Raw genomic sequence first — 23,233 nt, 5'->3', positions numbered from 1 at the left:
CGAGCGGTAAGAGGGAGGTAAGTCATAGGTGGTTCCATGAATTTCGGGGACACTCGGGCAGGAGTCACCCCACCGCGGCGCAGCACAACTGGAAGAGTTGCATCCATGCAGGTCTGGCCTGGACAGGCGTACCCACTCGGTGCCACGTACGACGGCGCCGGAACGAATTTCGCGGTCTTCTCGGAAGCCGCGGACCGGATCGAACTGTGTCTTCTCCATGACGACGGTTCGGAGACAGCGATAGAGCTGCGCGAGACCGACGCGTTCGTACGGCACGCGTACCTGCCCGGCATCATGCCGGGCCAGCGGTACGGCTTCCGCGTGCACGGCCCTTACGAACCGGAACGGGGACAGCGCTGCAACTCCGCGAAGCTGCTCCTCGACCCCTACGCGAAGGCCATAAGCGGCAGCATCGAATGGGGCGAGGAGGTGTACGGCTACCACTTCGGGGAGCCCGACCGGCGCAACGACCTCGACTCGGCCCCCCACACGATGAGCTCCGTGGTCATCAACCCCTACTTCGACTGGGGCGACGACCGGCTGCCGCGCACCGAGTACCACCACACGGTGCTCTACGAGGCCCATGTGAAGGGCCTCACGATGATGCACCCGGGGCTGCCCGACGAGCTGCGCGGTACGTACGCGGCGCTCGCCCACCCCGCCATCATCGAACATCTGACCGAATTGGGGGTCACCGCCCTCGAACTGATGCCCGTCCACCAGTTCGTGAACGACCACCGTCTGGTCGACATGGGCCTCAACAACTACTGGGGCTACAACACGATCGGTTTCTTCGCCCCGCACAACGCGTACGCGTCCTGGGGCGACCGCGGACAGCAGGTCCTGGAGTTCAAGTCGGCCGTCCGGGCCCTGCACGAGGCGGGCATCGAGGTCATCCTCGACGTGGTCTACAACCACACCGCCGAGGGCAACCACCTGGGCCCGACGCTGTCCTTCAAGGGGCTCGACAACGCCTCGTACTACCGGCTGACGGACGACCCCACCTATTACATGGACACCACGGGGACGGGCAACTCCCTCCTCATGCGTTCCCCGCACGTGCTCCAGCTGATCATGGACTCGCTGCGGTACTGGGTCACGGAGATGCACGTCGACGGGTTCCGCTTCGACCTGGCGGCGACCCTGGCCCGGCAGTTCCACGAGGTGGACCGGCTGTCGTCGTTCTTCGACCTGGTGCAGCAGGACCCGGTCGTCTCCCAGGTGAAGCTGATCGCCGAACCCTGGGACGTCGGCGAGGGCGGCTACCAGGTGGGCAACTTCCCGCCGCTGTGGACCGAGTGGAACGGGAAGTACCGCGACACCGTACGGGACGTGTGGCGGGGCGAGCCGCAGACGCTCGCGGAGTTCGCGTCCCGGCTGACGGGGTCCTCGGACCTCTACCAGGACGACGGGCGGCGCCCGCTGGCCTCCATCAACTTCGTCACCTGCCACGACGGCTTCACGATGCACGACCTGGTGTCGTACAACGAGAAGCACAACGACGCGAACGGCGAGGACAACCGCGACGGCGAGAGCCACAACCGGTCGTGGAACTGCGGGGCGGAGGGCGAGACCGACGATCCGGAGGTCCTGGCGCTGCGGGCCCGGCAGATGCGGAACTTCACCGCGACGCTGCTGCTGTCCCAGGGCGTGCCGATGCTCAGCCACGGCGACGAGTTCGCCCGGACGCAGGGCGGCAACAACAACGCCTACTGCCAGGACACGGAGCTGGCCTGGGTGCCGTGGCCGGAGGACGGCAGCGAGCTGCTGGAGTTCACCCGCGCGATGGTGTGGCTGCGCCGGGAGCACCCGGTGTTCCGGCGCCGGCGGTTCTTCCACGGGCGGCCCGTGGAGGGCGGCGCCCAGGACGAGCTGTCGGACATCGCCTGGTTCACACCGGCCGGCAAGGAGATGACCCAGGACGACTGGGACTCCACGCAGTCGCGGGCGCTGTCGGTGTTCCTCAACGGCAACGCCATCTCGGAGCCGGGTCCGCGCGGTGAGCGCATCACCGACGACTCGTTCCTGCTGCTGTTCAACGCGTCACCGAAGACGCTGGACTTCACGGTACCGGTCGACCACGGCCGCCAGTGGCAGGTGATCGTCGACACCGCCCGTCCCGAGGGGGTGGCCCCCGGCACCGGGGAGAAGATCGACGCGGGCGACAGCCTCACCCTGCTCGACAGGAGCATGGTGGTGCTGCAGCGGCCCGCCTGATCACGGGCGAAGGATCGCGCGGTTCCCCGCGCCCCCCGAAGGGGCGCGGGGAACCGCGCGACCAGCCACAGTGCGCCCGCAGACCGAAACGGCACCCCGCGGAGCGTCACCCGCACGAAACGCCCCATGCCGGGTACGTAGGTCCCCATGACACCTGCGCACCCCGGCCCCACCGCCACCTACCGCCTCCAGCTCCAGCCGGAGTTCCCCTTCGGCTCGGCCGAGCAGGCGATCCCGTACCTGGCCGAGCTCGGCGTCTCCCATCTGCACCTCTCCCCCGTCCTGGAGGCCGTCCCCGGCTCGGGACACGGCTACGACGTCGTGGACCCGGCGCGCGTACGCGAGGAGCTCGGCGGCGAGGAGGGCCTGCGCTCCCTGTCGCGCACCGCCCGCGAGCACGGCCTCGGACTCGTCGTGGACATCGTGCCGAACCACATGGCGATGTCCCCCCGCCACAACCGCCCCCTGTGGGAGGTGCTGCGCGAGGGCCCCGACTCGCCGTACGCGCGCTGGTTCGACATCGACTGGGAGGCCCAGGGCGGCCGCGTCCTGCTGCCCGTGCTCGGCGGGCCGGTGGGCGCCGAGACGGACTCCCTGGTGGTGGACGGGGACGTCCTGCGCTACCACGACCACGCGTTCCCGCTGCGGGCCGGCACCGGGGAGCTGCCGCTGCCCGAGCTGCTCGACGCGCAGTGGTACCGCCTGGCGTGGTGGCGGCTGGCCCGCACCGACCTCAACTACCGGCGCTTCTTCAGCATCTCGGAACTGATCGGCGTACGCGTCGAGGACCCGGAGGTGTTCACGGCCACCCATGCCAAGATCCTCCAGCTGCTGGACGAGGGGGTGGTGGACGGCCTGCGGATCGACCACCCGGACGGCCTCGCCGACCCGGACGCGTACCTGCGCCGCCTCCACGAGGCGACCGGCGGGCGCTGGACGGTGGTGGAGAAGATCCTCGCCGACGGCGAACCGCTGCCCGCCGCCTGGCCGGTCGCGGGCACCACCGGCTACGACGCGCTGCGGCAGGTGGACGGCGTCCTCACCGATCCGGCGGGCGCCGGGGAGCTCCTCGGCCACTACCGGCGGTTCGCGGACCCCGGGGCCGACCTCGGGGGCGTCTGGGAGGCCACCGTGCGGCGGGCGGCGTACACGGTGGTCGACCACGAGCTGGCCGCCGAGACCGACCGGCTCACCCGTGAGGCGGACCGGCTGTGCCGCACGTCCGCGGACCCCGTGCTGCGCGACCGGGCCCCCTGGGCCCTGCGCACCGCGCTGCGCGAGCTGCTGGTGCGCCTGGAGGTCTACCGGCCGTACAGCTCCGGGGACGCCGCGTCCGTCCTCACCGAGGAGGCCGCGGAGGAGGCGAAGCGGGCTTTCAAGGTGCCCGAGGAGGCCCAGGCCGTCGACCTCGTACGGGACCTGGTGCTGGGCCGCCTCGGGGAGGGCCCCGAGCACGCGGCGTTCCGGGCCCGGTTCGCCCAGCTCGCGTCGGCGCTGCGGGCCAAGTCCGTGGAGGACACCGCGTTCTACCGGTACGTGCCGCTGCTGTCGGCGACCGAGGTGGGCGGTGAGCCGGGCGCGCCCGCGGTGTCCCCGGAGGACTTCCACGCGTACTGCGCGCGCGTGCAGCGCGACTGGCCCGCGACCGGCACCGTGCTGTCCACGCACGACACGAAGCGCAGCGCCGACGTGCGGGCCGTGATCTCCGTGCTCACGCAGGTCCCCGAACGCTGGGCCGACCTGGTCGCCGAGGCGACCGCGCGGACGGCCGCCGAGGGGGCGGACGCGCCGGATCCGCAGGTGGCGTGGGCCGCCTGGCAGGCCGCGCTCGGACTCGGCCCCGCCGCCGGGGAGCGGCTCCTGGACGCCATGCTGAAGCACGTCCGGGAGGCGGGCCTCGCCACGTCCTGGACCGAGCAGGACCCCGCGTACGAGGAGGCCGTGGCGGCGTTCCTGAAGGCGGGCCCGTGCGGGGCGCCCGGGCAGCTCGTCGACGGGTTCAGGCGGTCGCTGGAGCCGTACGTGCGGGCGAACGTCCTCGGGGCCGCCCTGGTCCAGCTGACGATGCCGGGCGTGCCGGACCTCTACCAGGGCACGGAGGGCGAGTACCGGGCCCTGGTGGACCCGGACAACCGGCGGCCCGTGTCCTTCCCGCCGCGGGACCTCGGCGTCCTGTCGGCGGAGAAGGCCGCGCTCACGACGGCGGCCCTGCGGCTGCGGCGGCGCCGTCCGGCGGTCTTCGGCGGGTCGGCCGGGTACGAGGCGCTGCCCGCCCGGGGGGAGGCGGCGGCGCACTGCCTGGCGTTCGCGCGCTCCGGAGAGGTGGTCACGGCCGTCACACGGCTGTCGCGGCGCCTGGAGGAGGAGGGCGGCTGGCGCGGCACCGAGCTGGCGCTGCCCCCGGGCCGGTGGATCGATCTGCTCGTGCCGGGACGGGAGTACACGGGACACGCGCGCGTGGCGGAACTCTTCGCGGAGGCGCCCGTGGCGCTGCTGGAGCGGGTGGGGGACGGCTCCGCCGCGCAGGACGGCTGAGCGGCGGGCGCCGGGGCGCCTCCGTACGGGGGCCGGCGGGCCGGGAGGGATCGCCGTCCCGGCCCGCCGGGGTCAGCGCGGCAGCTCGAAGACCGCCCCGGTCCGCGCCGCCAGCACACAGGTGTTGGCGAACGTCGCCTCGTAGGTGATGCTGCGGCCGTCCCACTCACCGCGCGCCGCGGCGGACACCGGCGCGTGGATCAGCGGGCAGTGGGCCTCCTTGAGCGGGAGCCGGTCGACCTCGCCGCTCACGGCACGCAGTTCCCCGCAGGCGCGCACGGCGTGCTCGTGCCCCTGCTGCGGGTCGCAGAGCAGGAGCGAGCCGCGGACGTCACCGGAGGTGATGTCGCCGCGGGTGACCTCCACGTAGAGCCAGTCGGCCCGGAACGGGTCCGGGGCGGCCGCGGCCTGGGGCGGCACCGTCAGAAGGAGTGCGCAGGCGGCCAGCAGACAGGCCCGTACCGCCGTGGTCGCTTTGGTCTTCCGGTTCTTTCGCTGGTTCGTCATTGTCTGTATATCGGCACAACGGGCCCTTCGGCCCAGCCCTCTCACTCGAAAGGTGTTCCCTCCGTACCGGCGTGCGAGGAAAGAGTGTGCGAGGAAAGAGTGTGCGAGGAAAAGGTGTGCGGGTCCGCGGGACCACGGGACTAGTCGGCCGCGAGGCGGAACGTCATCCGGCCGAAGCCGACCTGGTCTCCGACCTGGACGACGGCGGCGCCGATGACCCGCCGCCCGTTCACGCAGGTGCCGTTGGTCGAGCCGAGGTCGCGCAGCACCCACAGGCCGCCCTGGCGGGAGAGTTCGGCGTGCACCCGGGACACCGTCTCGTGGCTGAGCCGCAGACCGCTGGCCGGGTCGCGCCCTATGCGCAGCGGGTACGGGGTCTCGGGCCGGGGCAGCAGCAGCTTGGGAAGCCGCTCGGCGTACCAGGCCCTCCGCAGCCGCACGGTGAATCCGGAGACCGCCCCGACCGTGCCGAACAGCATCCGGGACAGGCGGCCCTCGCCGTGCAGGTCGGCGGTGAGCGCGGCGAGTTCGTCCGGGGTGCGCGCGGCGAACGCGAGCTCCATCCGCGAGACGAACGTGTCGTGCGAGAGCCTGCCCTGGGCGGCGCCCTCCCGCAGGGCCTTCAGCGTCCTGTCCCGCTCGGCGTCCGACAGCCGCGCGGGAGCGGGATACGGGTGGAACTCGGAGGACGACGTCACGGAGCGATTGTCCGGCAGCGCGGCCGGGGTGTCCAGAAAGCACGGCGCTCCGAAGGGGCCCGCGGGGCCGGGTCCGGCCGTTTCAGGGGGCCCGATCGAGGGGAGTCGAAGGTGAATTGATCTCGTTCCGGCACACCGGTGCGCCGGCGGGGTCACGGTGAGCAGACCAGGGAGAACCGTCCGTGCAGTTCGAGGTGTGGGCACCCGAGGCCGACCGCATGACGCTCCACTGCGCGGACAGCACGCGCGCGCTGGAGCCCGACCCCGAGCGCCCGGGGTGGTGGAGGGGGGAGGCCGAGGCGCGGGACGGCACGCGGTACGGGTTCGCGGTGGACGACGGCCCGGTGCTGCCCGACCCGCGCTCGGCGCGGCAGCCGGACGGGCCCGACGGCCTGAGCGCGGTCGTCGACCACGGACGGTACGCCTGGCGCGCGGACTGGGCCGGGCGCGGACTGCCGGGCGCCGTGCTGTACGAGCTGCACGTGGGCACGTACACCCGCGAGGGCACCCTGGACGCGGCCGCCGAGCGGCTCGGGCACCTGGTGGACCTGGGGATCACGCACGTCGAGCTGATGCCGCTGTGCCCGTTCCCGGGGCGGCACGGCTGGGGGTACGAGGGGGTGTCGCTGTGGGCGGTGCACGAGCCGTACGGCGGCCCCGAGGCGCTCAAGCGCTTCGTCGACCGGGCGCACGAGCTGGGTCTCGGCGTCGTCCTGGACGTCGTGCACAACCACCTGGGCCCGTCCGGCAACTACCTGCCCGCCTTCGGGCCCTACTTCACGGACACGCACCACACCCCGTGGGGTTCGGCCGTGAACCTGGACGCGCCCGGCTCGGACGAGGTGCGCGCGTTCCTGATCGGCAGCGCGCTGGCGTGGCTGCGCGACTACCGGATGGACGGGCTGCGCCTGGACGCGGTGCACGCGCTGTACGACACGCGCGCGTACCACTTCCTGGAGGAGCTGTCGGCCGCCGTGGACGGGCTCTCCGCCGAGGTGGGCCGGCCGCTGTTCCTCGTCGCGGAGTCGGACCTGGGCGACCCGCGGCTGATCACGCCCCGCAAGGAGAACGGCCTCGGGCTGCACGCGCAGTGGAACGACGACTTCCACCACGCCCTGCACACCGCGCTGACCGGGGAGGCGCAGGGCTACTACGCGGACTTCGGCCGCGCCCCGCTCGCGGCGGTGGCCAAGACGCTGACGGCGGGTTACTTCCACGACGGCACGTACTCCAGCTTCCGCGGCCGGCGGCACGGCCGTCCGCTGGACGTCACACGGGTCGCCGGGCACCGGCTGCTCGGCTACACCCAGACCCACGACCAGATCGGCAACCGCGCCCTGGGCGACCGGCTCGCGGCCTCCCTCTCCCCCGGCCTGCTGGCCTGCGGGGCGGCGCTGACGCTCACCGCGCCGTTCACGCCGATGCTGTTCATGGGTGAGGAGTGGGCGGCGGGCACGCCCTGGCAGTTCTTCACCGACCACACGGACCCCGAACTCGCGGAGGCCGTGCGGCAGGGCAGGCGGCGGGAGTTCGCCGCGCACGGGTGGGCCGAGGAGGACATCCCGGACCCGCAGGACCCGGCCACCCGGGACCGCTCCTGCCTGGACTGGTCCGAGCCGGAGGGGGGCGGCCACGCGCGCATGCTCGCCTGGTACCGCGAGCTGATCGCCCTGCGGCACGACCGGCCCGACCTGACGGACCCCGATCTCGCGGACGTCAAGGTCGCGTTCGACGAGAACGCCCGCTGGCTGGCCTTCCGCCGCGGTGACGTCCTGGTGGCCGTGAACCTCGGCGAGGAGCGCGCGGCGATCCCCCTGGGCGTCCGGCGGGCGCAGGTGCTGGCCGCGTGGGAGCCGGTCGGGCTCCCGGGCGCGGACGGGCTGCTGGACCTGCCGGGCGAGTCGTGCGTGGTGCTCGCACAGGGGTGAGGCACTCCCGGACGGGGGGACGGGCGCTCGGGCGGGACGACGGGCCGCTCGGGCGGGGTGACGGGCCGCTCGGGCGGGACGACGGGTCCTTCGCCGTGCCTCGGGACCCGGTCTAGAGCGGCTCGTCGGTGCCGTCGCGGAACTCCGTGACCCGCTCCAGCAGGATCGGCTCCCACGCGCGCCGCAGAGGGGCGCGCGGGAGTGGCGGGGAGCCGTCGCCGGGCCCGCGCAGCCGGTCGGCGAGGCGGGTCAGGCCGTCGCAGCGGGCGAGCCACAGGCCGCGCAGGCAGGGGCGGGCGCCGTAGCCGGCGAGGGTGGCCGCGCGGACGGCCGCGGGGGCGCCGACGGCCAGGGCGAGGCCCGCGATGTCCTCCGTGGGGTCGCCGACCACCGCGTCGGCCCAGCCGAGGACACCGCGTACGCGTCCCTCGCCGCCGACCACGAGGTGCCCGGCCGTGAGGCCGTGGTGGACGAGGAAGGCGGCGCCCGGCTGCGGGGCCAGCCGGGCGGCGGCGGACGCGGTGAGCCGGTGGAGCCGGGCGGGGTCGAACTCGTCGGCGGCGGCGAGCAGCTCGGCGGCGCGGCCGGCCGCGGTCCGCAGCGCTTCGAGGGACCGGGGGGCGGCGCGGGGCACGCCGAGCGCCTCGGCCCGGTCCGCCGGCACCTCGCGCAGTCCGGCCAGCAGACCCGCCAGGTCCGCCTCGCCGACGGCGGAGACGTCCCGCCGCCCGCCCGGCCCGCCGGGGACCAGCGTGTCGAGCGTGTAGGTCAGTCCGCTCGCCCACTCGCCGTGCGCGATGCTCACCGGGACGGCGACGCCGAGGTGGGGGCGTACCAGGTCGCGCAGCAGCAGTTCGCGCCGCTGGCGCCGGGCGGCCTCGCGGTCCGGCGCCAGCCGCAGCACATGGCGGGCGCCCACGAACCAGGCGGGGTGCCCGGCGTCCCCGCCCGCGGGCGTGATCCGGGCCCCGCCGCCGTCCGGGAGCAGGGAGCGGACGAGGTGTCGTACGGTGTCCGCGGTGGGTGTCGCTGTCCGGGTCATGGTCGCGCCGTCCGCCGTGGGGAGTCCGGGGTGGGGAGTCCGGGGTGCGGGTCCTGCCGGGAGGGCTCAGTCCACGACGGCCATCTCCCGGGGGGTCCTGTTGAGACGGCGTCCGCCGTCCCCGGTGACCGTCACGATGTCCTCGATGCGCACCCCGAAGCGGCCCGGCAGGTAGATGCCGGGTTCCACGGAGAAGCACATCCCGGGCACCAGGGGCTGTTCCTCGCCCTCGATCATGTACGGGGGCTCATGGGTGGTGACGCCGATGCCGTGCCCGGTGCGGTGGATGAAGCGGTCGCCGTAGCCGGCCCCGGTGATGTACGCGCGGGCCACCCGGTCTATCTCCTGACAGGCGACACCGGGCCGCACGGCCTCGCAGGCCGCCTGCTGCGCGGCGCGCACGATGTCGTGGACCCGCTGCTCCTCGGCGGTCGGCTCGCCGACGTGCACCGTGCGGGAGGTGTCGGAGCCGTAGCCGTGCTTCAGCCCGCCGAAGTCGAGGACGACCGTGTCGCCGTGCTCGATGACGCGCTCCCCCGCCTCGTGGTGCGGGTCGGCGCCGTTGGGGCCCGAGCCGACGACCGTGAAGTCCACCTGCTCGTGTCCGGACCGGCGCAGCAGCCCGGCGAGGTCGCGGGCGACGTCCGACTCGCGCCGGCCCGCGAAGGCGACCTCCAGGATCTCCCCGTACGCCTCGTCGGCGGCGGCGCCGGCCGCCGCCAGCCGCTCCAGTTCGGCCGCGTCCTTGACCGCCCGGAGCATCGGCAGTGCCTCGGTGAGGGAGACGTACGAGGTGCCGGGCAGCTGTTTCTGCAGGCCCAGCAGGTGCAGCGCCCAGGCGTTGTCGCTGACGCCGAAGCGCCCCGAGGCCTGAAGGAGCGGGGCTGTCGCGGCGTACGGGTCCGTGCCGTCGGTCCAGTCGCGCAGGGTCAGCGCGGGCGCGCCGACGGCCTTCTCGGCGTCCGGGGCCTCCAGGGTGGGCACGACGAGCACGGGGTCCCGGCCGGCGGCGAGCACCAGGAGGGTGAGCCGCTCGGTGGCCGCGGGGGGCGCGTAGCCGGTGAGCCACACGAGGTCGGGGCCGGGCGCCACCAGCACTCCGGCGAGTCCCGCCCCGTCGGCGGCCTGCGCGGCGCGCTCCATCCGTGCGGTGTAGTCGTCGGCGGTGAAGGGCGTGGGGATGCCGGTCATCCGTTCCTCCGTGGTCGTCGGGGGGTACGGGCAGCATCCTGCCCGTACGACGGAGGTGACGCGAGCCGGTCGGCGCTTCCTCCGGGACCCGGCGGGCCGTGGGGCGCGCCGGGCCCCGCCCCACGGGGCCCGGCGGGTCCGGGCTCAGCGGGCCGCGGTGGCGGAGGTCCGCCGGGTCGCGCCGAACGGCGGCTCGGGGAGCCGTCCCGGGACGAAGCCGTGGGCGCGGCGGGCCAGGTCGGCGGCTCCGTAACGGCGGCAGTCGTAGTGCCACTTCAGGATGCCGGCCAGCCAGTTCTGCAGCTGGACCACATAGCCCTCCATGGTCGCGCGGGCCTCCTGCGAGAGCTGGAAGTCCTCGTACAGGATCGGCAGCTCATGGGCGGCGACGTGCTCGAACTGCCGCATGCGCTGGGTCATGAGGTCGTGGACGACGCCGAGGGCAGCCGGGTAGTCGCAGCCGAAGAAGTTCTGCACGACGAGGATCAGGTTGTGCACCTCGCCCTCGTACTCGATCTCCTTCTGGTAGGAGAAGACGTCGTTGACGAGCATCCCGTAGTCGGTCGCGGCGTTCTCCAGCGACCGGACGGGACCGCTGCGGTAGACCTCGGGCGGCACCTGGGGGCCGTGGCCGAGACGGCACATGCTCATCGTGAGCTCGGAGCCGAAGGTGGCGCGGCGCATCTCCAGGTAGTCCACCGGGTCGGGGATGCGGTTCTGCAGCTGGTTGGACAGCTCCCACACCCAGCTCTCCGTCATGACCTCCACGGCGGCCCGCAGGGTGCGGCGCGCGTCCGCCGGCATCGTGGCCGTCGTGCGCCGCCAGAGATCGGCGAGGCCGCGCTCCATCGCGTTGGCCGGGGGCGGGATCTCCTCGCCCCCGACGGGCATGCAGGCGGACAGCCGCGCGGTGCACACCTTCGCGGCGGCCAGGTCCCTGCGGTGCCCGAACACCAGCGGGTAGTAGTCGTCGCCGTACGTCCCCCAGGCGAGCCAGTGCGCGCTGAGGTCCAGGGCCTGCGGGGTACCGTCCGGGTCGAGGCCCGCCGAGCACAGCGGCAGGTCGTAGGCGGCGAGCTTGTCCTCGTCCCAGACGCCCTCGCTCAGGATGCCCATGCTGTGCGCCCACGGGGTGATGCGACGCCGCGCCCCGTCCAGGTCGGCGTTCAGCCGGACCCGGAACGGCATGTGGAAGTCGGGGAGCAGGGAGGGGCCCACCTTCTGGTACGGCACGTACGTGTGGGCGCGCAGCCGGTCGGTGCCCGCGGCCGCGAGCAGCCCCGCGACGTCGGCGGCCGAGGTGCCGGGACCGGTGGGGCCGTCCAGGGGGGAGGTCTTCAGCGCCCCTTCGTTCATGTACCGGCTGGACCGCAGGTGCCACTCGTGGCCGCCCGACTGCCAGTCCTGCAGCCCCCGGGTGTACGCGGCGACGGCGCGGACCTCGTCCGGGGTGAGGCCCTGCTCCAGGGCCAGCGCGGGTACCTCGGTGAGCGCCGTGTGGTCGAACTGGCGCAGGCGCGAGGAGAGGATGTCGTTCACGGTGTCGGCGGCCTGCTGGGTCGTGCAGCCGAAGAACGTCTCCAGGACGAGCACCCCGTTGGACAGCTCGCCCTCCTCCTCGACCTCCCGCTGGTACGAGAAGAGGTCGTTGCGCAGGTGGACCCCGTCGGAGAAGGTCTCCTTCAGCACGCGCAGCGGCCGGGAGCGGGCGATCCGCTCGGGGACCTCCGCGGTCGCGTACTCCACGAGCCCCGCCGACCAGGGGGCGCCGCCGACCTTGCGGCGCATCTCGATGTACTCGACGGGGTTCGCGATCCGCCCCTCGCCGATGTTGGACAGCTCCCACATCGACTCGTTGAGCAGGTGCTCGGTGGACTCGGCGAAGCGCCTGCGCCATCCCGCCGACATCGAGGGGACCGTACGGGCCCACAGGTCGGCGAGGCCGGCCTCGACCGGGTTCCGCGGCTCCGGCACGGGGGTCGAGAGGTCGAGCGGCATGAAGAGCGGGAGCCGGTCCAGGTGGGCCTTGCCGCCGGAGCGGTCCCGGGTGCGCTTGAAGGTCTCCAGGAAGTGGTCGTCGAAGAAGAAGACCCACACGTACCAGTCGGTGACGAGGGAGAGGGCGGGGCCGTCGCACTCGGGGTGGGTGTACGCGCACAGCAGTCCGTAGTCGTGCGCGTCGAGGTCGGACCGCTCCCAGATGCCCGAGCCCTCCAGCATGCCCATCTCGCGGGCCCACCCGGTCGTGTGGGCCCGCGCCTCGTCGACGTGCGGGTTCAGCCGCGCGGGATACGGCAGGTAGAAGTGCGGGAGTTCGAACGGCTGCGTCATGGGGCGGGCCCTACCCGTGGTCGCGGACGCGCATCCACGGAGGCGGACATGATCGCACCATCGCGTGAACGGACGAGCAGGTGTACGTCGGCGCGAGGACGGGTTGACGAGGGACTCGCCCGGCAGCACGGGCGCGCCCGCCCAGCTGCCGGGCAAACGGCTCGCCGGGCCGCTCGCGGGCGACGGTGTGCACTACCTGGTCGGACTGCGCGGCGTCGCGGCCGCGAAGGACGGGGACGCGGCGGGCGGCGGGGGCCGGCTCACCGGTACGGCGATCACCCGTGCCAAGACCGGCACGAGCCCCGGCACGGCCGTGGTCGTACGCGGGACGAGGCTGGAGGAGGTGGCCGTCGGCGGGACGTCGGTGACCGTGGAGCGGTCCCTGACCCTGCCGGCCGCGGGCGGTCCGCTCGCCGTGGACACCGGCGCCGGGCAGATCCGGGTCGCCGACAACGCGGGCGGTGTGCTGCGCAGGATCGGTTCGGCCGACTTCGCGCCGGACGGTGCGCAGATCGCGCTCGGCGCCGGGGCCGCGGTGTCCTTCCTGGAGTGGGACACGGACGGCGGAGTGCTGTGGGCGGGGCGGGGCGCGGCACCGTGCCGGAGGCGTACGACATCGCCTCCGGCAGGAAGACCGCCTCCTTCGACGCGGAACCGGGCGGCACGATCGCCGGCGTCGCCGTGGACCCGCGCTCCGACCGGGCGTTCGCGGTGTGGCAGGACTGGGGCGACCCGCCTCGGGAGGGGGACGGCGTGGGGCGGCTGACGGTGTACGGCACCGCGACGCTGAAGGACCTCGGCACCGCCGCGGTGCTGTGGCGCCGGCGGACGAGCGGCAGGCCGTGACCCGGCGGACGCGACCGCGACCGCGAATACGAACACGGACGCGGAAGGTCCAGCGCCGCGAGAAGGCCCGGTACGGGCCCGGATCAGTGCTGCTGGGTCTTCTGCGGGGTGACCTCGCTCGGCCGTACCACCACGTACCCCTCCCCCTGGAGCATCAGCTGCACCGCCTCGCCCGAGCCGCCGCGGATCATCGAGCCGATGGACTGCGAACGGTGCAGCGAGGTCTGCAGGTCGGCCGTCCAGCCGACGACCGCGTCCGTGTCGACGTAGACCGGCCACTGCGGTGAGACCGGGATGACCAGCGGGTTGCCGTCGCAGACCAGACCGAGCCGGCCCTGTCCGGTGAAGACGCTGTTGAACAGTCCGCCGCCGGTGACGCCTGCGCCCTTCACCGTCTTGATCTCGTACTGCAACGAGGCGTCGAAGCACAGGACGTTGCGGCCGTTGACGGTGAAGACGTCACCGGGGTCGATGTCGATGATGAAGCAGTTCTGCGCCTCGTGCGCGAACCATGCCTCCCCCTGTCCGCGCACCGCCATGAGCGGCAGTCCCTCACCCGTGACGGCCCGCTTGAGCATGCCGCCGACGCCCTGGCCCTTGCGCTCGAACTGCAGGTTGCCGCGGTAGGCGATCATCGCGCCCTGCCGGGCGAGCATCTCGCCGTTGACGGCGTACCTGATCGACTTGGCGTTCTGCACGCTCATGCCCGCCGTGGCGGCCGGCTGCACCATGTACTCGCTGGAAAACAGATCACCCTTCATCCGGGCATCCTGTCCCGGGAAGCACCGGTTGCACCACCCATGGCGGGAGAATACGACGGCACCGTGACGTCTTCGGTGGACGCGAGGAACTGCGTCGCGGCGAGTTCGGCGTACAGCGGGTCGCCCGTGACGAGTTCGCGGTGGGTGCCCACGGCCCGTACCCGCCCGGCGTCCATGACGACGATGCGGTCCGCCATGGTGACGGTGGACAGCCGGTGGGCGACGACCAGCACCGTGGTGGTGCGGGCGACGTCGGCGACCGTGTCGCGCAGCGCGGCCTCGTTGACGGCGTCGAGCTGACTGGTGGCCTCGTCGAGCAGCAGCAGCCGGGGCCGCCGCAGCAGGGCGCGGGCGATGGCCACGCGCTGCCGCTCGCCGCCGGAGAGCTTGGTGCCGCGGTGGCCCACGAGCGTGTCCACGCCCTTCGGCAGCCGTTCGACGAGGGAGTCGAGCCGGGTGGTCCGCAGCGCGCGCAGGACCTCCTCCTCGCCGGCGTCGGGGTTGCCGAGCAGGAGGTTGTCGCGCAGGCTCCCGGAGAGGACGGGCGCGTCCTGCTCCACGTAGCCGATGGCCGACCGGAGCGCGGACACGTCCCAGTCGGTGAGGTCGCGGCCGTCCAGCGCGATGGTCCCCTCGTCGGGGTCGTAGAACCGCTCGACGAGCGAGAACACGGTCGTCTTGCCGGCGCCGGACGGTCCCACGAAGGCGGTCATGCCGCGCGGGGGGACGGCGAACGTCACGCCGTGGTGGATGTACGGCAGGTCCTCGGCGTACCGGAAGCGGACGCCCTCGAAGGCGACCGAGGCCGGTTCGGCGCCGGGGCCCGGCAGCGGCGCGGGCTCGGCGGCCGGTTCGGCGGGCAGCCCGCGCGCCTCCTCGATGCGGGCCAGGGCGGCCGAGCCGGTCTGGTACTGGGCGACCGCCCCGACGACCTGCTGGATCGGCGACATCAGGTAGAAGACGTACAGCAGGAAGGCGACCAGTGTGCCGATGTCGACGGCCCCCGTCGCGACCCGCGCGCCGCCCACGGCGAGGACGGTGATGAAGGCGACCTGCATGGAGAGGCCGGCCGTGTTCCCGGCGAGCGCCGACCACTTGGCGGCCCGTACGCTCTGCCGCCAGGACTCCTCGGCCGCGGCGTGCACGGCCTGCTCCTCGCGGTGCTCGGCGCCGGACGCCTTGATGGTCCGCAGGGCGCCCAGGGTCCGCTCCAGCGAGGCGCCCATCGCGCCGACCGCGTCCTGGGCCCGCCGGCTGGCCCGGTTGATGCGCGGCACGATCACGCCGATGACCGTGCCCGCGGCCAGGACCACGCCCAGGGTGACGGCGGTGAGCACCGGGTCGACGAAACCCATCAGCGCGAGCGTGGCCACCAGGGTGAGCCCGCCCGTGCCGAGGCCCACCAGCGAGTCGGTGGTGACCTCCCGCAGCAGGGTGGTGTCGGAGGTGATCCGGGCCATCAGGTCGCCGGGCTCGCTGCGGTCCACGGCGGCTATCCGCAGCCGCAGCAGATGGGAGACCAGCCCTCGCCGCGCACCCAGCACGACGGACTCCGCGGTGTACCGCAGCACGTACGAGCCGAGCGCGCCGATCGCGGCGTTGGCGACGACGAGACCCGACATGGCCAGCAGGGCACCGGTGATCGCCCGGTCGTGCCCCAGGTCGTCGATCAGCGTCCTGGCCACCAGCGGCAGCGCGAGCCCCGCGGCCCCGGTGAGCAGCGAGAGCACGGCCCCGAGCAGCAGGGTCCAGCGGTACGGGCGGACGTACCCGAGGAGCAGCCGCCACGGTGGGGCGGCCGCGGGCTCGGGCGGCTGGGACTTCGGCACGGTGCTCCCCCTCGGGCGGTCGGCTTCCCTCCCGCGCCCGGCCGGTGTCCTGTCGTCCCCGTCCGGGCGGAGGGAGTGGTCGAAGTATCGCGGACGGCGCCGACGGGGCCGTAGGGGTTTCCCGCCGGGCGGGTCAGCCGCCGGCCGGCGACCAGCGCGGGACGCTGCCCGCGAGACGGCACGCCAGGAAGTAGAGGGGGATCGGCGGGGTGTAGGGCGAGTCGCCCTCGGGGCCGTGGATCATGCGGGGCCGTGCGGGGAGGAAGCCGCGGCGGACCCGGGTCCAGGACGGATCGGCCCGGCGGGCGCCGACGGTGTAGGTGACGGAGGACGGCCAGCTCACACCGATGTGGGAGCCGCCGGGGACGATCCACCACCAGCGCTCGTCACCCGCGGAGCCGTCCGCGAAGACACAGCCGACGCGCGGCAGACAGTCCAGGATGCGTTCGCCGTGTTCTCTGGACGTGCCCACCACGTCGCATCCCAGACCGGTGCGCAGCCCGGCGGGTATCACGAGGCGGACCGGACGCCCGGACGGGGACGTCGCGGGGGTGCGTGACCACGGGTCAGGGACGTACTGCAGTTCCATGGGGCAGGGATCCTTCGGCCGAGTGGGGGGCGGGCCGGGTGGGGTGGGGGAGGGACACGGCGAGTCCGGAGGAGGCGGTTTCCCACGGCTCCGACGACGCCGACGGTCTCGGTCCCGATGCCGAGGACGAGGGCGAGGGCGAGGGCGAGGTCGATCTCGATGCCGGTCTCGGGGCCGGTTCCGACGGCGGTCTCGGGGCCGGTATCCGTGCCGGTACCGGTGTCTGCGCCGGTACCGGCACGGCGGGTGTCACCGCCGGCCGCATCGGCAGGACGGCCCAGACGACGCGGCCGGAGCCGTGCGCGCTGTCCCGCACCCCCCAGTCGCTGCTGACCACGCCGACCAGCAGGAGTCCGCGGCCGCCCTGGTCGTCGGGACCGGCGGTGCGCTGCGCGGGGACCGCCGGACCGAGGTTCTGGTCCTCGACCTCCAGGTGGAGCCGGTGCCCGTCGGTGCGCAGTCTGCACACGACACGCTCGCTGACGGTGTGGGTGAGCGCGTTGGTGACGAGCTCCGAGGTCACCAGGACAGCGTTGTCACATGCCTCGGGGTCCGCGCCCCACGCGCCGAGCAGTTCGCGTACGTTGCGGCGGGCCAGGCCCGCCGAGGCGGGAGTCGGGGGCAGTCCGAACGATCCGGTCCTGTGCGCGGGTCCGTCCGCGGGCAGCGGGCCCGGTGGCTTGGGGAGAGAGGGCGGAGCCATCGCCGTTCGCCTTTCGTCTGCCTTCGCACCGGGGGTCAGGCCGGTGCCGGTACCGCACGGATCGGCTGTGCGACGAGGCGCACACGCCTCGTCGCGCACAGTGACGACCCACGGGCCGTTCTCCCCCAACAGGGCCGCGTCGCCACGTCGTTCACCGGGCCGGGACGGTACGTCCCACTGTGGCACCTGCCAACATCAGCTCGCAACCGGCAAGTTGAAAATTGCAATTCGGCGGGGGCATGCTTCCCTCGTCGAACGGGTGATCGTGACAGACTGCGACCTGGAAACCCGCTGCGAGGGGACAAGGCGTGACCGCGGAGACAGACTGGGGCGGCGCACCCTCCGTACTGCGCATGATCCTCGGCAGGCAGCTGGAGGAGCTGCGCACCCGTGCCGGACTGACGTTCGAGCAGGCGGGTGCCGCGCTCGGGGTCAGCCACTCCACCATCCGCCGCATGGAGGCGGCCAAGGTGTCCCGGCTCAGGCTCGCCGACGCGGAGAAACTGCTCCAGATCTACGGTGTGACCGACCAGCAGGAGATCGACACCTTCCTGAAGTCGGTCCGCGAGGCGAACAAGCGCGGCTGGTGGCACACGTACCGTGATGTGCTGCCCGACTGGTTCGCCGCGTATCTGAGCCTGGAGCAGGCGGCGCTGCAGATCCGCGCGTACGAGTCGCAGTTCGTGCACGGGCTGCTGCAGACCGAGGACTACGCGCGCGCCCTGCTCGGCGCCGGCAACCCGCACGGCTCGGCCGACGCGGCGGACCGCCGCGTGGCGCTGCGCATGCGGCGCCAGGAGCTGCTCTCGCGGCCCTCGCCGCCGCGCGTGTGGATCGTGATGGACGAGACGGTGCTGCGGTGGCCGGTCGGTGGCCCCTCGGTGATGCGCGCCCAGATCGACCATCTGCTGGAAGTCAACTCGCTGCCCCAGGTGACCCTCCAGATCATGCCGTTCGAGAACGGCCCGCACCCGGCCATGCGGGCCGGCGCGTTCCACCTCTTCCGGTTCCGGGCGCGCGAGCTGCCCGACATCGTCTACCTCAGCGGTCTGGTGGGCGCCGTGTACCTGGACAAGCACGACGACGTCGTGGTCTACCGCGAGGCCCTGGACCGGCTGGGCGCCCAGGCGGCGCCCGCCAGGAAGACCGAGGCCGTCCTCGGTGCGATCCGCAAGGAGTTCTGACGAGGAGTTCCGACGTTCGCCGTGTCACGGCGCGCGGTTGCGAAACTCTGGGCTCCGCCGGAGCGTTCACCGTGGACCGACGACACGAGGGGAGATCGGCGTTGCCCGACAACGGATGGCCTGCCGACCGGATCGACACCGAGAACGCACACTCGGCGCGCATCTACGACTACATCCTCGGAGGCAAGGACTACTACCCCGCCGACAAGGAGGCGGGCGACGCCATGGCACGGGAGTGGCCCGCCCTGCCCGTGCACATGCGCGCCAACCGCGACTGGATGAACCGCGCGGTGCGCTGGCTCGCCGAGAGCGCGGGGATACGCCAGTTCCTGGACATCGGGACCGGCATCCCCACCTCCCCCAACCTCCATGAGATCGCCCAGTCGGTGGCCCCCGCGTCGCGGGTGGTCTACGTGGACAACGACCCCATCGTCCTCACCCTGTCCCAGGGGCTGCTCGCCAGCGCCCCCGAGGGCCGGACCGCGTACGTCGAGGCCGACTTCCAGCATCCGGAGGCCGTTCTCGGTTCCGCCGAGTTCCGGGAGACCCTGGACCTGGCCGAGCCGGTCGCGCTGACCGTCATCGCGATCGTCCACTTCGTGCTGGACGAGGACGACGCGGTCGGTATCGTCCGCCGTCTGCTGGACCCCCTGCCCTCGGGCAGCTACCTGGCGATGACCATCGGCACGGCCGAGTTCGCGCCGCAGGAGGTCGGGCGGGTCGCCCGTGAGTACGCGGCGCGCGGCATGCCGATGCGGCTGCGGACCATCGACGAGGCGCGGGAGTTCTTCGAAGGGCTGGAGCTGGTCGAGCCCGGCATCGTCCAGGTGCACAAGTGGCGCCCGGACGGCCGGGGCGAGGAGGGCGTCCGGGACGAGGACATCGCCATGTACGGGGCCATCGCCCGCAAGCCGTAGACCGCGCCCGCGGGCGCGGTTCGACTGCCGCGGGGCGGACGACCGTCGCGGGGCGGGCGGCGCCCTCGGGCCGAACGACGTCCGCGGGACGGTGGGGGCTCGTCGCGCAGTTCCCCGCGCCCCTGCCGGGGCGTGGGGAACCCGTCGTCGGGCGCCGCGCCCCTCGTGGGGCGTCGGGGGTCACCCCGTCCGGGTGGTCCGCGGGCGGCTCGGGGGTGCGGGCCGCGTCCGTGCCGGGGGCGCGGCGGGCCGCGCGCGCGGGCGCCTTCCGCCGGGTCCCCGCCACGTCAGGGGCACCGGGACGACCGCCGGCGGGGCCGTTTGGCAACCCCGATCCACCCTCATCCCCACCTCAAATCAAAGGCGGACAACTCCGGCCACTCGGACACTCACTTGACGATCGGGTGTTACACACGGTTGGCTCCGGCCAGCAAAGAGTCGGGCAGTCGGCACACTCGTCCCGCCGGCCGCCACAGCGACTTCACGCGTCCATCCGCTTGTCGGCCGCACAGCGAGGTGCCGTTTCCCCATGAACCCCACACCCCTCCGTCCCGTTCCCGCCAGATCCGCGCGGGGCACGGCGCTGGCCGCCTGCGCCGCCGTCTCCCTCCTCGCGTCCGGCTGCACCGGCTCGGACGGGGCGGACCCGGACCCCACCACGGCGGGCAAGGCGGCCGCCGCCGGGATCAAGGTCGCCATGATCACCCACAGCGCCCCGGACGACGCGTTCTGGGAGCGGGTGCGCAAGGGCGCCGAGGCCGCGGCGGCCAAGGACGGCATAGAGCTCTCGTACAAGAGCGATCCCGACGCGGCGGCGCAGGCGAAGCTGGTGCGGGAGGCCATCGCCGACAAGGTCGACGGCATCGCGGTCACCCTGGCCAAGCCGGAGGCGATGAAGGGGGCGGTCGCCGCGGCGAAGGCGGCCGGCATCCCGGTCGTCGGCCTCAACTCCGGGATCGACTCCTGGAAGCCGAGCGGGCTCATGCAGTACTTCGGCCAGGACGAGAGCGTGGCGGGGCGGGCCGTCGGCGACAAGCTGGACTCCCTGCGCTCGAAGCACGCCCTGTGCGTCATCCACGAGCGGGGCAACGTCGCCGTGGAGGCGCGCTGCGCCGGTGTGAAGAAGACCTTCGGCGGCCGGACCGACCTGCTCTACGTGGACGGCACCGACTCCGAGGCCCTGGTCGACTCCCTCGCCGCCGCGCTGCGGCAGGACCCGACCATCGACGAGGTCGTGATGAACGGCGCCCAGTTCGCCCTCGAAGCCGTCGAGGCGGTCGGGGAGGCGGGCAGCGAGGCCGAGATCGCCACCTTCGACCTCAACAACGACATCGTCGAGGCCGTGCAGGGCGGGGATGTGCAGTTCGCCGTCGACCAGCAGCCCTACCTGCAGGGTTACCTCGCCGTGGACGCGTTCTGGCTGTACGAGACCAACGGGAACGTCAGCGGCGGCGGGGAGGAACCCGTGCTCACCGGACCGGCGTTCGTCACCAAGGAGAACGTCGCCTCGGTGGCCGAGTACGCGGCCAAGGGGACCCGCTGAGGCGACCGTCGGTACCACCGGACCCGGGTCGTCTTATAACGGCGATGACAAGGTTTGGGGTACTCACGGTGCGTACGGTCAGTTGTACGGATAGCATCCTGCGAGCCCCCTGTGTGTACCGGACACGCGCTCATCCGCCGTGCCCGTCCGCCACCGCCACCGCCACCGCCCCCGACCACCCGGCCCCGCCGCGACTCCCCCCTGCTCACCGCTGAACGCCCTAGGAAGACGATGTCTCCACGGACAGGCGCCCGCCGCCGTCTCGGCTCCATACGGCTCTCGCTGATCCTGCTGGCCCTGGTTCCCAGCGTCACCCTGGCCGCCATGTGGGGTGTGACGACGATCCAGATGTTCTCCGAGGGACTGAGGCTGCGGGACCAGACCGGGCTGAGCAGGTCGACCGGGGCCATGGGCACCGACGCCGCGCTCGCCCTGCAGCGGGAGCGCAGTCTGTCCGCCGTGCTGCTGGCCTCGCCCGGCGGTTCGCGTACGGCGCTGGACCAGCAGCGGGAGCGTACCGACAAGGCGATCGCCACACTGGTCGGACAGTCGGACAGGATCCGCGAGGCCCCCGCGCGCATCCGTGACCGGATGTACTCGGTCATCGCCTCGGTGGGGAGCCTGGAGTACTACCGGGGCCAGGTGGACGACCCCACCGACATCACCCCCGAACAGGCGCTCGACCAGTACACGTCGATCATCGACGACCAGATCCACGCCTTCCAGGAGATCTCCCAGGTCGACGACGGGGACCTCACCTCGCAGGCCGGACCGCTCGTCGCCCTCGCGCACTCGGCGGAGCTCGTCTCCCAGGAGGACGCCCAGCTCCACCTGGTCCGGCCCGCGGGCGAACTCGACGCGCAGTCCTGGGCCCACTTCACCCAGCTGGTCAACGCCCGGCGCTTCCTCGTCGAGGACCAGCTCGTCCCCTCGCTGCGCGGCTCGGTGAAGGAGCAGACCGAGCGGATCCTGCAGGGCCGGGAGTGGAAGTCCCTGGAGAGCGTGGAGGACCGGGTCCTCGCGGCCCGGGCGGGGGACGGCGACGGCGGGAAGGTCGCCCTGCCGGACATGCAGGAACGTTGGGACACGGCGTACGGCAAGCTCAGGAACCAGTACGCCGCCCTGATCGACCAGGAGACCTCGGCACTGCTGGAGCGCAGCGACGACCAGGCGCAGGGGCTACTGATCAAGGCGGCCGCGCTGAGCGCCGCCGGACTCGTCGCCCTGCTGCTCTGCGTCTTCATGTCGTGGCGCATCACCCGCTCCCTCTCGATGCGGCTGCGCGGGCTGCGGATCGCCACGCTCGGCCTGGCGCAGGAGCGGCTGCCCGACGTGGTCGCGCGGCTCGACCGCGGCGAGACGGTCGACGTGGAGTCCGCCACGCCCGAGCTGGACTACGGGCAGGACGAACTGGGGCAGGTGGCACAGGCGTTCAACACCGCCCAGCGCACGGCGGTCAACACCGCGGTGGAGCTCGCCGACACCCGGCGCGGCTTCCAGAAGGTCATCCTGGGCATCGCCCGGCAGAGCCAGAACCTGGTCAACCTCCAGCTCACCAAGCTCGACGCGCTGGAACGCGAGCACCAGGACCCGAACATCCTCAAGGGCCTGTACGAACTGGACTCCACGGCGAGCCAGCTGCGGCGCTACGAGGAGAACCTCGTGATCATCAGCGGTGAGCGGCCGGGCCGCAGCTGGAGCGAGCCGGTCGCCCTGATCGACATCCTGCGCAGCGCGGTCGGCGAGGTCGCCGAGTACCAGCGGGTGGAGGTGCAGGCCGACGAGGAGGTGTTCCTCGCCCCGCCCGCGGTGGCCGACGTCATCCACCTGCTGGCCGAGCTCATCGACAACGCGACCACCTACTCCCCCGCACCCAGCCCCGTCGGGGTGCGGGCCGGGCTGGTGGCCAAGGGCCTGGCCGTGGAGATCGAGGACCGCGGTCTGGGCATGTCCGAGGAGGACTACGCCTCGTTCAACACCCAGTTGGCGGAGTCCCCGCAGTTCGACGTGGTGGCGCTCGCCGACGACCTGCGGCTCGGCATGTTCGTGATCGCCCGGCTCGCCACCCGGCACGGCATCGGCGTCACGCTGCGCCCCTCCCCGTACGGGGGGACGACCGCGATCGTGCTGATCCCGTACGAGATCGTGGTGCGCGAGTCGGCGGGGTCCGCCGCCGGGGACGCATGGGGTGCCGGGGAGGCACAGCCGGCGGCCGCAGAGGCACGACCCGCGGCCGGGGAGGTGCGGCCCGCGGTCCGGGAGCCGGTGCGGGAGCCGGTCCGGGCCGCCGTGCCGGACACGACGGCCCCGGGCCCCGAGCCGGACGGCCCCGTGCACGAGCGCTCGCGCGAGATCCGGCCCGTCGCCCGCGCCCGGACGGCCGAGGTGCCCGCGCCTCGGACCGCCGTCGCC

General features: G+C 73.1%; 18 protein-coding genes. 8 read left to right on the top strand and 10 right to left on the bottom strand.

Annotated elements, in window-relative coordinates; all coding sequences use genetic code 11:
* Window positions 1-105 precede the first annotated feature (105 nt).
* Window positions 106-2,217 carry a glycogen debranching protein GlgX gene (gene glgX, locus KM933_RS30250; protein WP_221358088.1) on the top strand — a complete coding sequence of 704 codons (2,112 nt, stop codon included), beginning with the start codon at window positions 106-108 and terminating at the stop codon, window positions 2,215-2,217.
* Window positions 2,218-2,364: 147 nt separating this feature from the next.
* A complete protein-coding gene (treY, locus tag KM933_RS30245; protein WP_221358087.1) occupies window positions 2,365-4,752 on the top strand; it encodes a malto-oligosyltrehalose synthase in 2,388 nt (795 codons plus the stop codon).
* Window positions 4,753-4,824: 72 nt separating this feature from the next.
* Here treY and KM933_RS30240 read toward each other — a convergent pair whose 3' ends face one another.
* Together KM933_RS30240 and KM933_RS30235 are read right to left on the bottom strand one after the other, a co-directional pair.
* Window positions 4,825-5,259 (bottom strand): SSI family serine proteinase inhibitor, encoded by a 435-nt coding sequence (locus KM933_RS30240; protein WP_221358086.1) that lies wholly within the window; start codon window positions 5,257-5,259, stop codon window positions 4,825-4,827.
* A 140-nt stretch (window positions 5,260-5,399) separates the two neighbouring features.
* A complete protein-coding gene (locus KM933_RS30235) occupies window positions 5,400-5,957 on the bottom strand; it encodes a DUF1707 and FHA domain-containing protein (protein WP_221358085.1) in 558 nt (185 codons plus the stop codon).
* 182 nt (window positions 5,958-6,139) lie between these two features.
* Here KM933_RS30235 and treZ point away from each other — a divergent pair, with 182 nt between their 5' ends.
* The gene (gene treZ / locus KM933_RS30230) at window positions 6,140-7,885 is read left to right on the top strand and encodes a malto-oligosyltrehalose trehalohydrolase (protein WP_221358084.1); all 1,746 of its coding nucleotides are present in this window, start codon (window positions 6,140-6,142) and stop codon (window positions 7,883-7,885) included.
* Window positions 7,886-7,997: 112 nt separating this feature from the next.
* On the opposite strand, the gene KM933_RS30225 is transcribed toward treZ, so the two are convergent.
* The 4 genes from KM933_RS30225 to KM933_RS30210 all read right to left on the bottom strand — a co-directional run bounded on the left by KM933_RS30225 (window position 7,998) and on the right by KM933_RS30210 (window position 13,007).
* The gene (locus KM933_RS30225) at window positions 7,998-8,927 is read right to left on the bottom strand and encodes an aminoglycoside phosphotransferase family protein (RefSeq protein WP_221358083.1); all 930 of its coding nucleotides are present in this window, start codon (window positions 8,925-8,927) and stop codon (window positions 7,998-8,000) included.
* Window positions 8,928-8,993: 66 nt separating this feature from the next.
* Window positions 8,994-10,118, bottom strand: a complete 1,125-nt coding sequence (locus tag KM933_RS30220; protein ID WP_221358082.1) for an aminopeptidase P family protein — start codon at window positions 10,116-10,118, stop codon at window positions 8,994-8,996.
* Between the two features lie 144 nt (window positions 10,119-10,262).
* Window positions 10,263-12,449, bottom strand: a complete 2,187-nt coding sequence (gene cyc2 / locus KM933_RS30215; protein WP_221358081.1) for a germacradienol/geosmin synthase Cyc2 — start codon at window positions 12,447-12,449, stop codon at window positions 10,263-10,265.
* Window positions 12,450-12,641: 192 nt separating this feature from the next.
* Window positions 12,642-13,007: a hypothetical protein gene (locus KM933_RS30210; protein WP_221358080.1), complete on the bottom strand. Its 366-nt coding sequence runs from the start codon at window positions 13,005-13,007 to the stop codon at window positions 12,642-12,644.
* A 15-nt stretch (window positions 13,008-13,022) separates the two neighbouring features.
* Between KM933_RS30210 and KM933_RS30205 the strand changes: the two genes are divergently transcribed.
* A complete protein-coding gene (locus KM933_RS30205) occupies window positions 13,023-13,295 on the top strand; it encodes a hypothetical protein (protein WP_221358079.1) in 273 nt (90 codons plus the stop codon).
* An 83-nt stretch (window positions 13,296-13,378) separates the two neighbouring features.
* On the opposite strand, the gene KM933_RS30200 is transcribed toward KM933_RS30205, so the two are convergent.
* The 4 genes from KM933_RS30200 to KM933_RS39825 form a co-directional block, all read right to left on the bottom strand.
* The gene (locus tag KM933_RS30200; RefSeq protein ID WP_221358078.1) at window positions 13,379-14,056 is read right to left on the bottom strand and encodes an AIM24 family protein; all 678 of its coding nucleotides are present in this window, start codon (window positions 14,054-14,056) and stop codon (window positions 13,379-13,381) included.
* Window positions 14,053-15,885: an ABC transporter ATP-binding protein gene (locus tag KM933_RS30195; protein WP_221358077.1), complete on the bottom strand. Its 1,833-nt coding sequence runs from the start codon at window positions 15,883-15,885 to the stop codon at window positions 14,053-14,055. Before KM933_RS30195 ends, KM933_RS30200 begins: the two co-directional genes overlap by 4 nt.
* Window positions 15,886-16,018: 133 nt before the next feature.
* Window positions 16,019-16,474, bottom strand: a complete 456-nt coding sequence (locus KM933_RS30190) for a hypothetical protein (protein ID WP_221358076.1) — start codon at window positions 16,472-16,474, stop codon at window positions 16,019-16,021.
* The gene (locus tag KM933_RS39825; protein ID WP_260334379.1) at window positions 16,452-17,177 is read right to left on the bottom strand and encodes an ATP-binding protein; all 726 of its coding nucleotides are present in this window, start codon (window positions 17,175-17,177) and stop codon (window positions 16,452-16,454) included. The genes KM933_RS30190 and KM933_RS39825 overlap by 23 nt, the downstream gene beginning before the upstream one ends.
* A 308-nt stretch (window positions 17,178-17,485) precedes the next feature.
* Here KM933_RS39825 and KM933_RS30180 point away from each other — a divergent pair, with 308 nt between their 5' ends.
* From KM933_RS30180 to KM933_RS30165, 4 genes are all read left to right on the top strand, one after another.
* A complete protein-coding gene (locus KM933_RS30180) occupies window positions 17,486-18,361 on the top strand; it encodes a helix-turn-helix domain-containing protein (RefSeq protein ID WP_221358074.1) in 876 nt (291 codons plus the stop codon).
* A 101-nt stretch (window positions 18,362-18,462) separates the two neighbouring features.
* On the top strand, window positions 18,463-19,278 hold the full coding sequence (locus KM933_RS30175) for an SAM-dependent methyltransferase (protein WP_221358073.1): 816 nt from the start codon (window positions 18,463-18,465) through the stop codon (window positions 19,276-19,278).
* Between the two features lie 529 nt (window positions 19,279-19,807).
* Window positions 19,808-20,821, top strand: a complete 1,014-nt coding sequence (locus KM933_RS30170; RefSeq protein ID WP_221358069.1) for a substrate-binding domain-containing protein — start codon at window positions 19,808-19,810, stop codon at window positions 20,819-20,821.
* A gap of 231 nt (window positions 20,822-21,052) precedes the next feature.
* Window positions 21,053-23,233, top strand: a 2,181-nt coding sequence (locus KM933_RS30165; protein WP_221358067.1) for a sensor histidine kinase, incomplete at its 3' end; no start/stop codon positions are given.

This window comes from Streptomyces beigongshangae, from assembly GCF_019710745.1.
In the GTDB taxonomy this organism is placed as follows: Bacteria; Actinomycetota; Actinomycetes; order Streptomycetales; family Streptomycetaceae; genus Streptomyces; species Streptomyces beigongshangae.
The sequence above is the reverse complement of the archived record's forward strand: the minus strand, read 5'-3'. Positions and strand labels throughout refer to the sequence as shown.

Bases quoted from the DNA above. Each gene is read 5' to 3' on its own strand.
- glgX (WP_221358088.1), top strand. From the start codon at position 106: ATGCAGGTCTGGCCTGGACAGGCGTACCCACTCGGTGCCACGTACGAC.
- treY (WP_221358087.1), top strand. From the start codon at position 2,365: ATGACACCTGCGCACCCCGGCCCCACCGCCACCTACCGCCTCCAGCTC.
- KM933_RS30240 (WP_221358086.1), bottom strand. From the start codon at position 5,259: ATGACGAACCAGCGAAAGAACCGGAAGACCAAAGCGACCACGGCGGTA.
- KM933_RS30225 (WP_221358083.1), bottom strand. From the start codon at position 8,927: ATGACCCGGACAGCGACACCCACCGCGGACACCGTACGACACCTCGTC.
- KM933_RS30220 (WP_221358082.1), bottom strand. From the start codon at position 10,118: ATGACCGGCATCCCCACGCCCTTCACCGCCGACGACTACACCGCACGG.
- cyc2 (WP_221358081.1), bottom strand. From the start codon at position 12,449: ATGACGCAGCCGTTCGAACTCCCGCACTTCTACCTGCCGTATCCCGCG.
- KM933_RS30200 (WP_221358078.1), bottom strand. From the start codon at position 14,056: ATGAAGGGTGATCTGTTTTCCAGCGAGTACATGGTGCAGCCGGCCGCC.
- KM933_RS30190 (WP_221358076.1), bottom strand. From the start codon at position 16,474: ATGGAACTGCAGTACGTCCCTGACCCGTGGTCACGCACCCCCGCGACG.
- KM933_RS39825 (WP_260334379.1), bottom strand. From the start codon at position 17,177: ATGGCTCCGCCCTCTCTCCCCAAGCCACCGGGCCCGCTGCCCGCGGAC.
- KM933_RS30170 (WP_221358069.1), top strand. From the start codon at position 19,808: ATGAACCCCACACCCCTCCGTCCCGTTCCCGCCAGATCCGCGCGGGGC.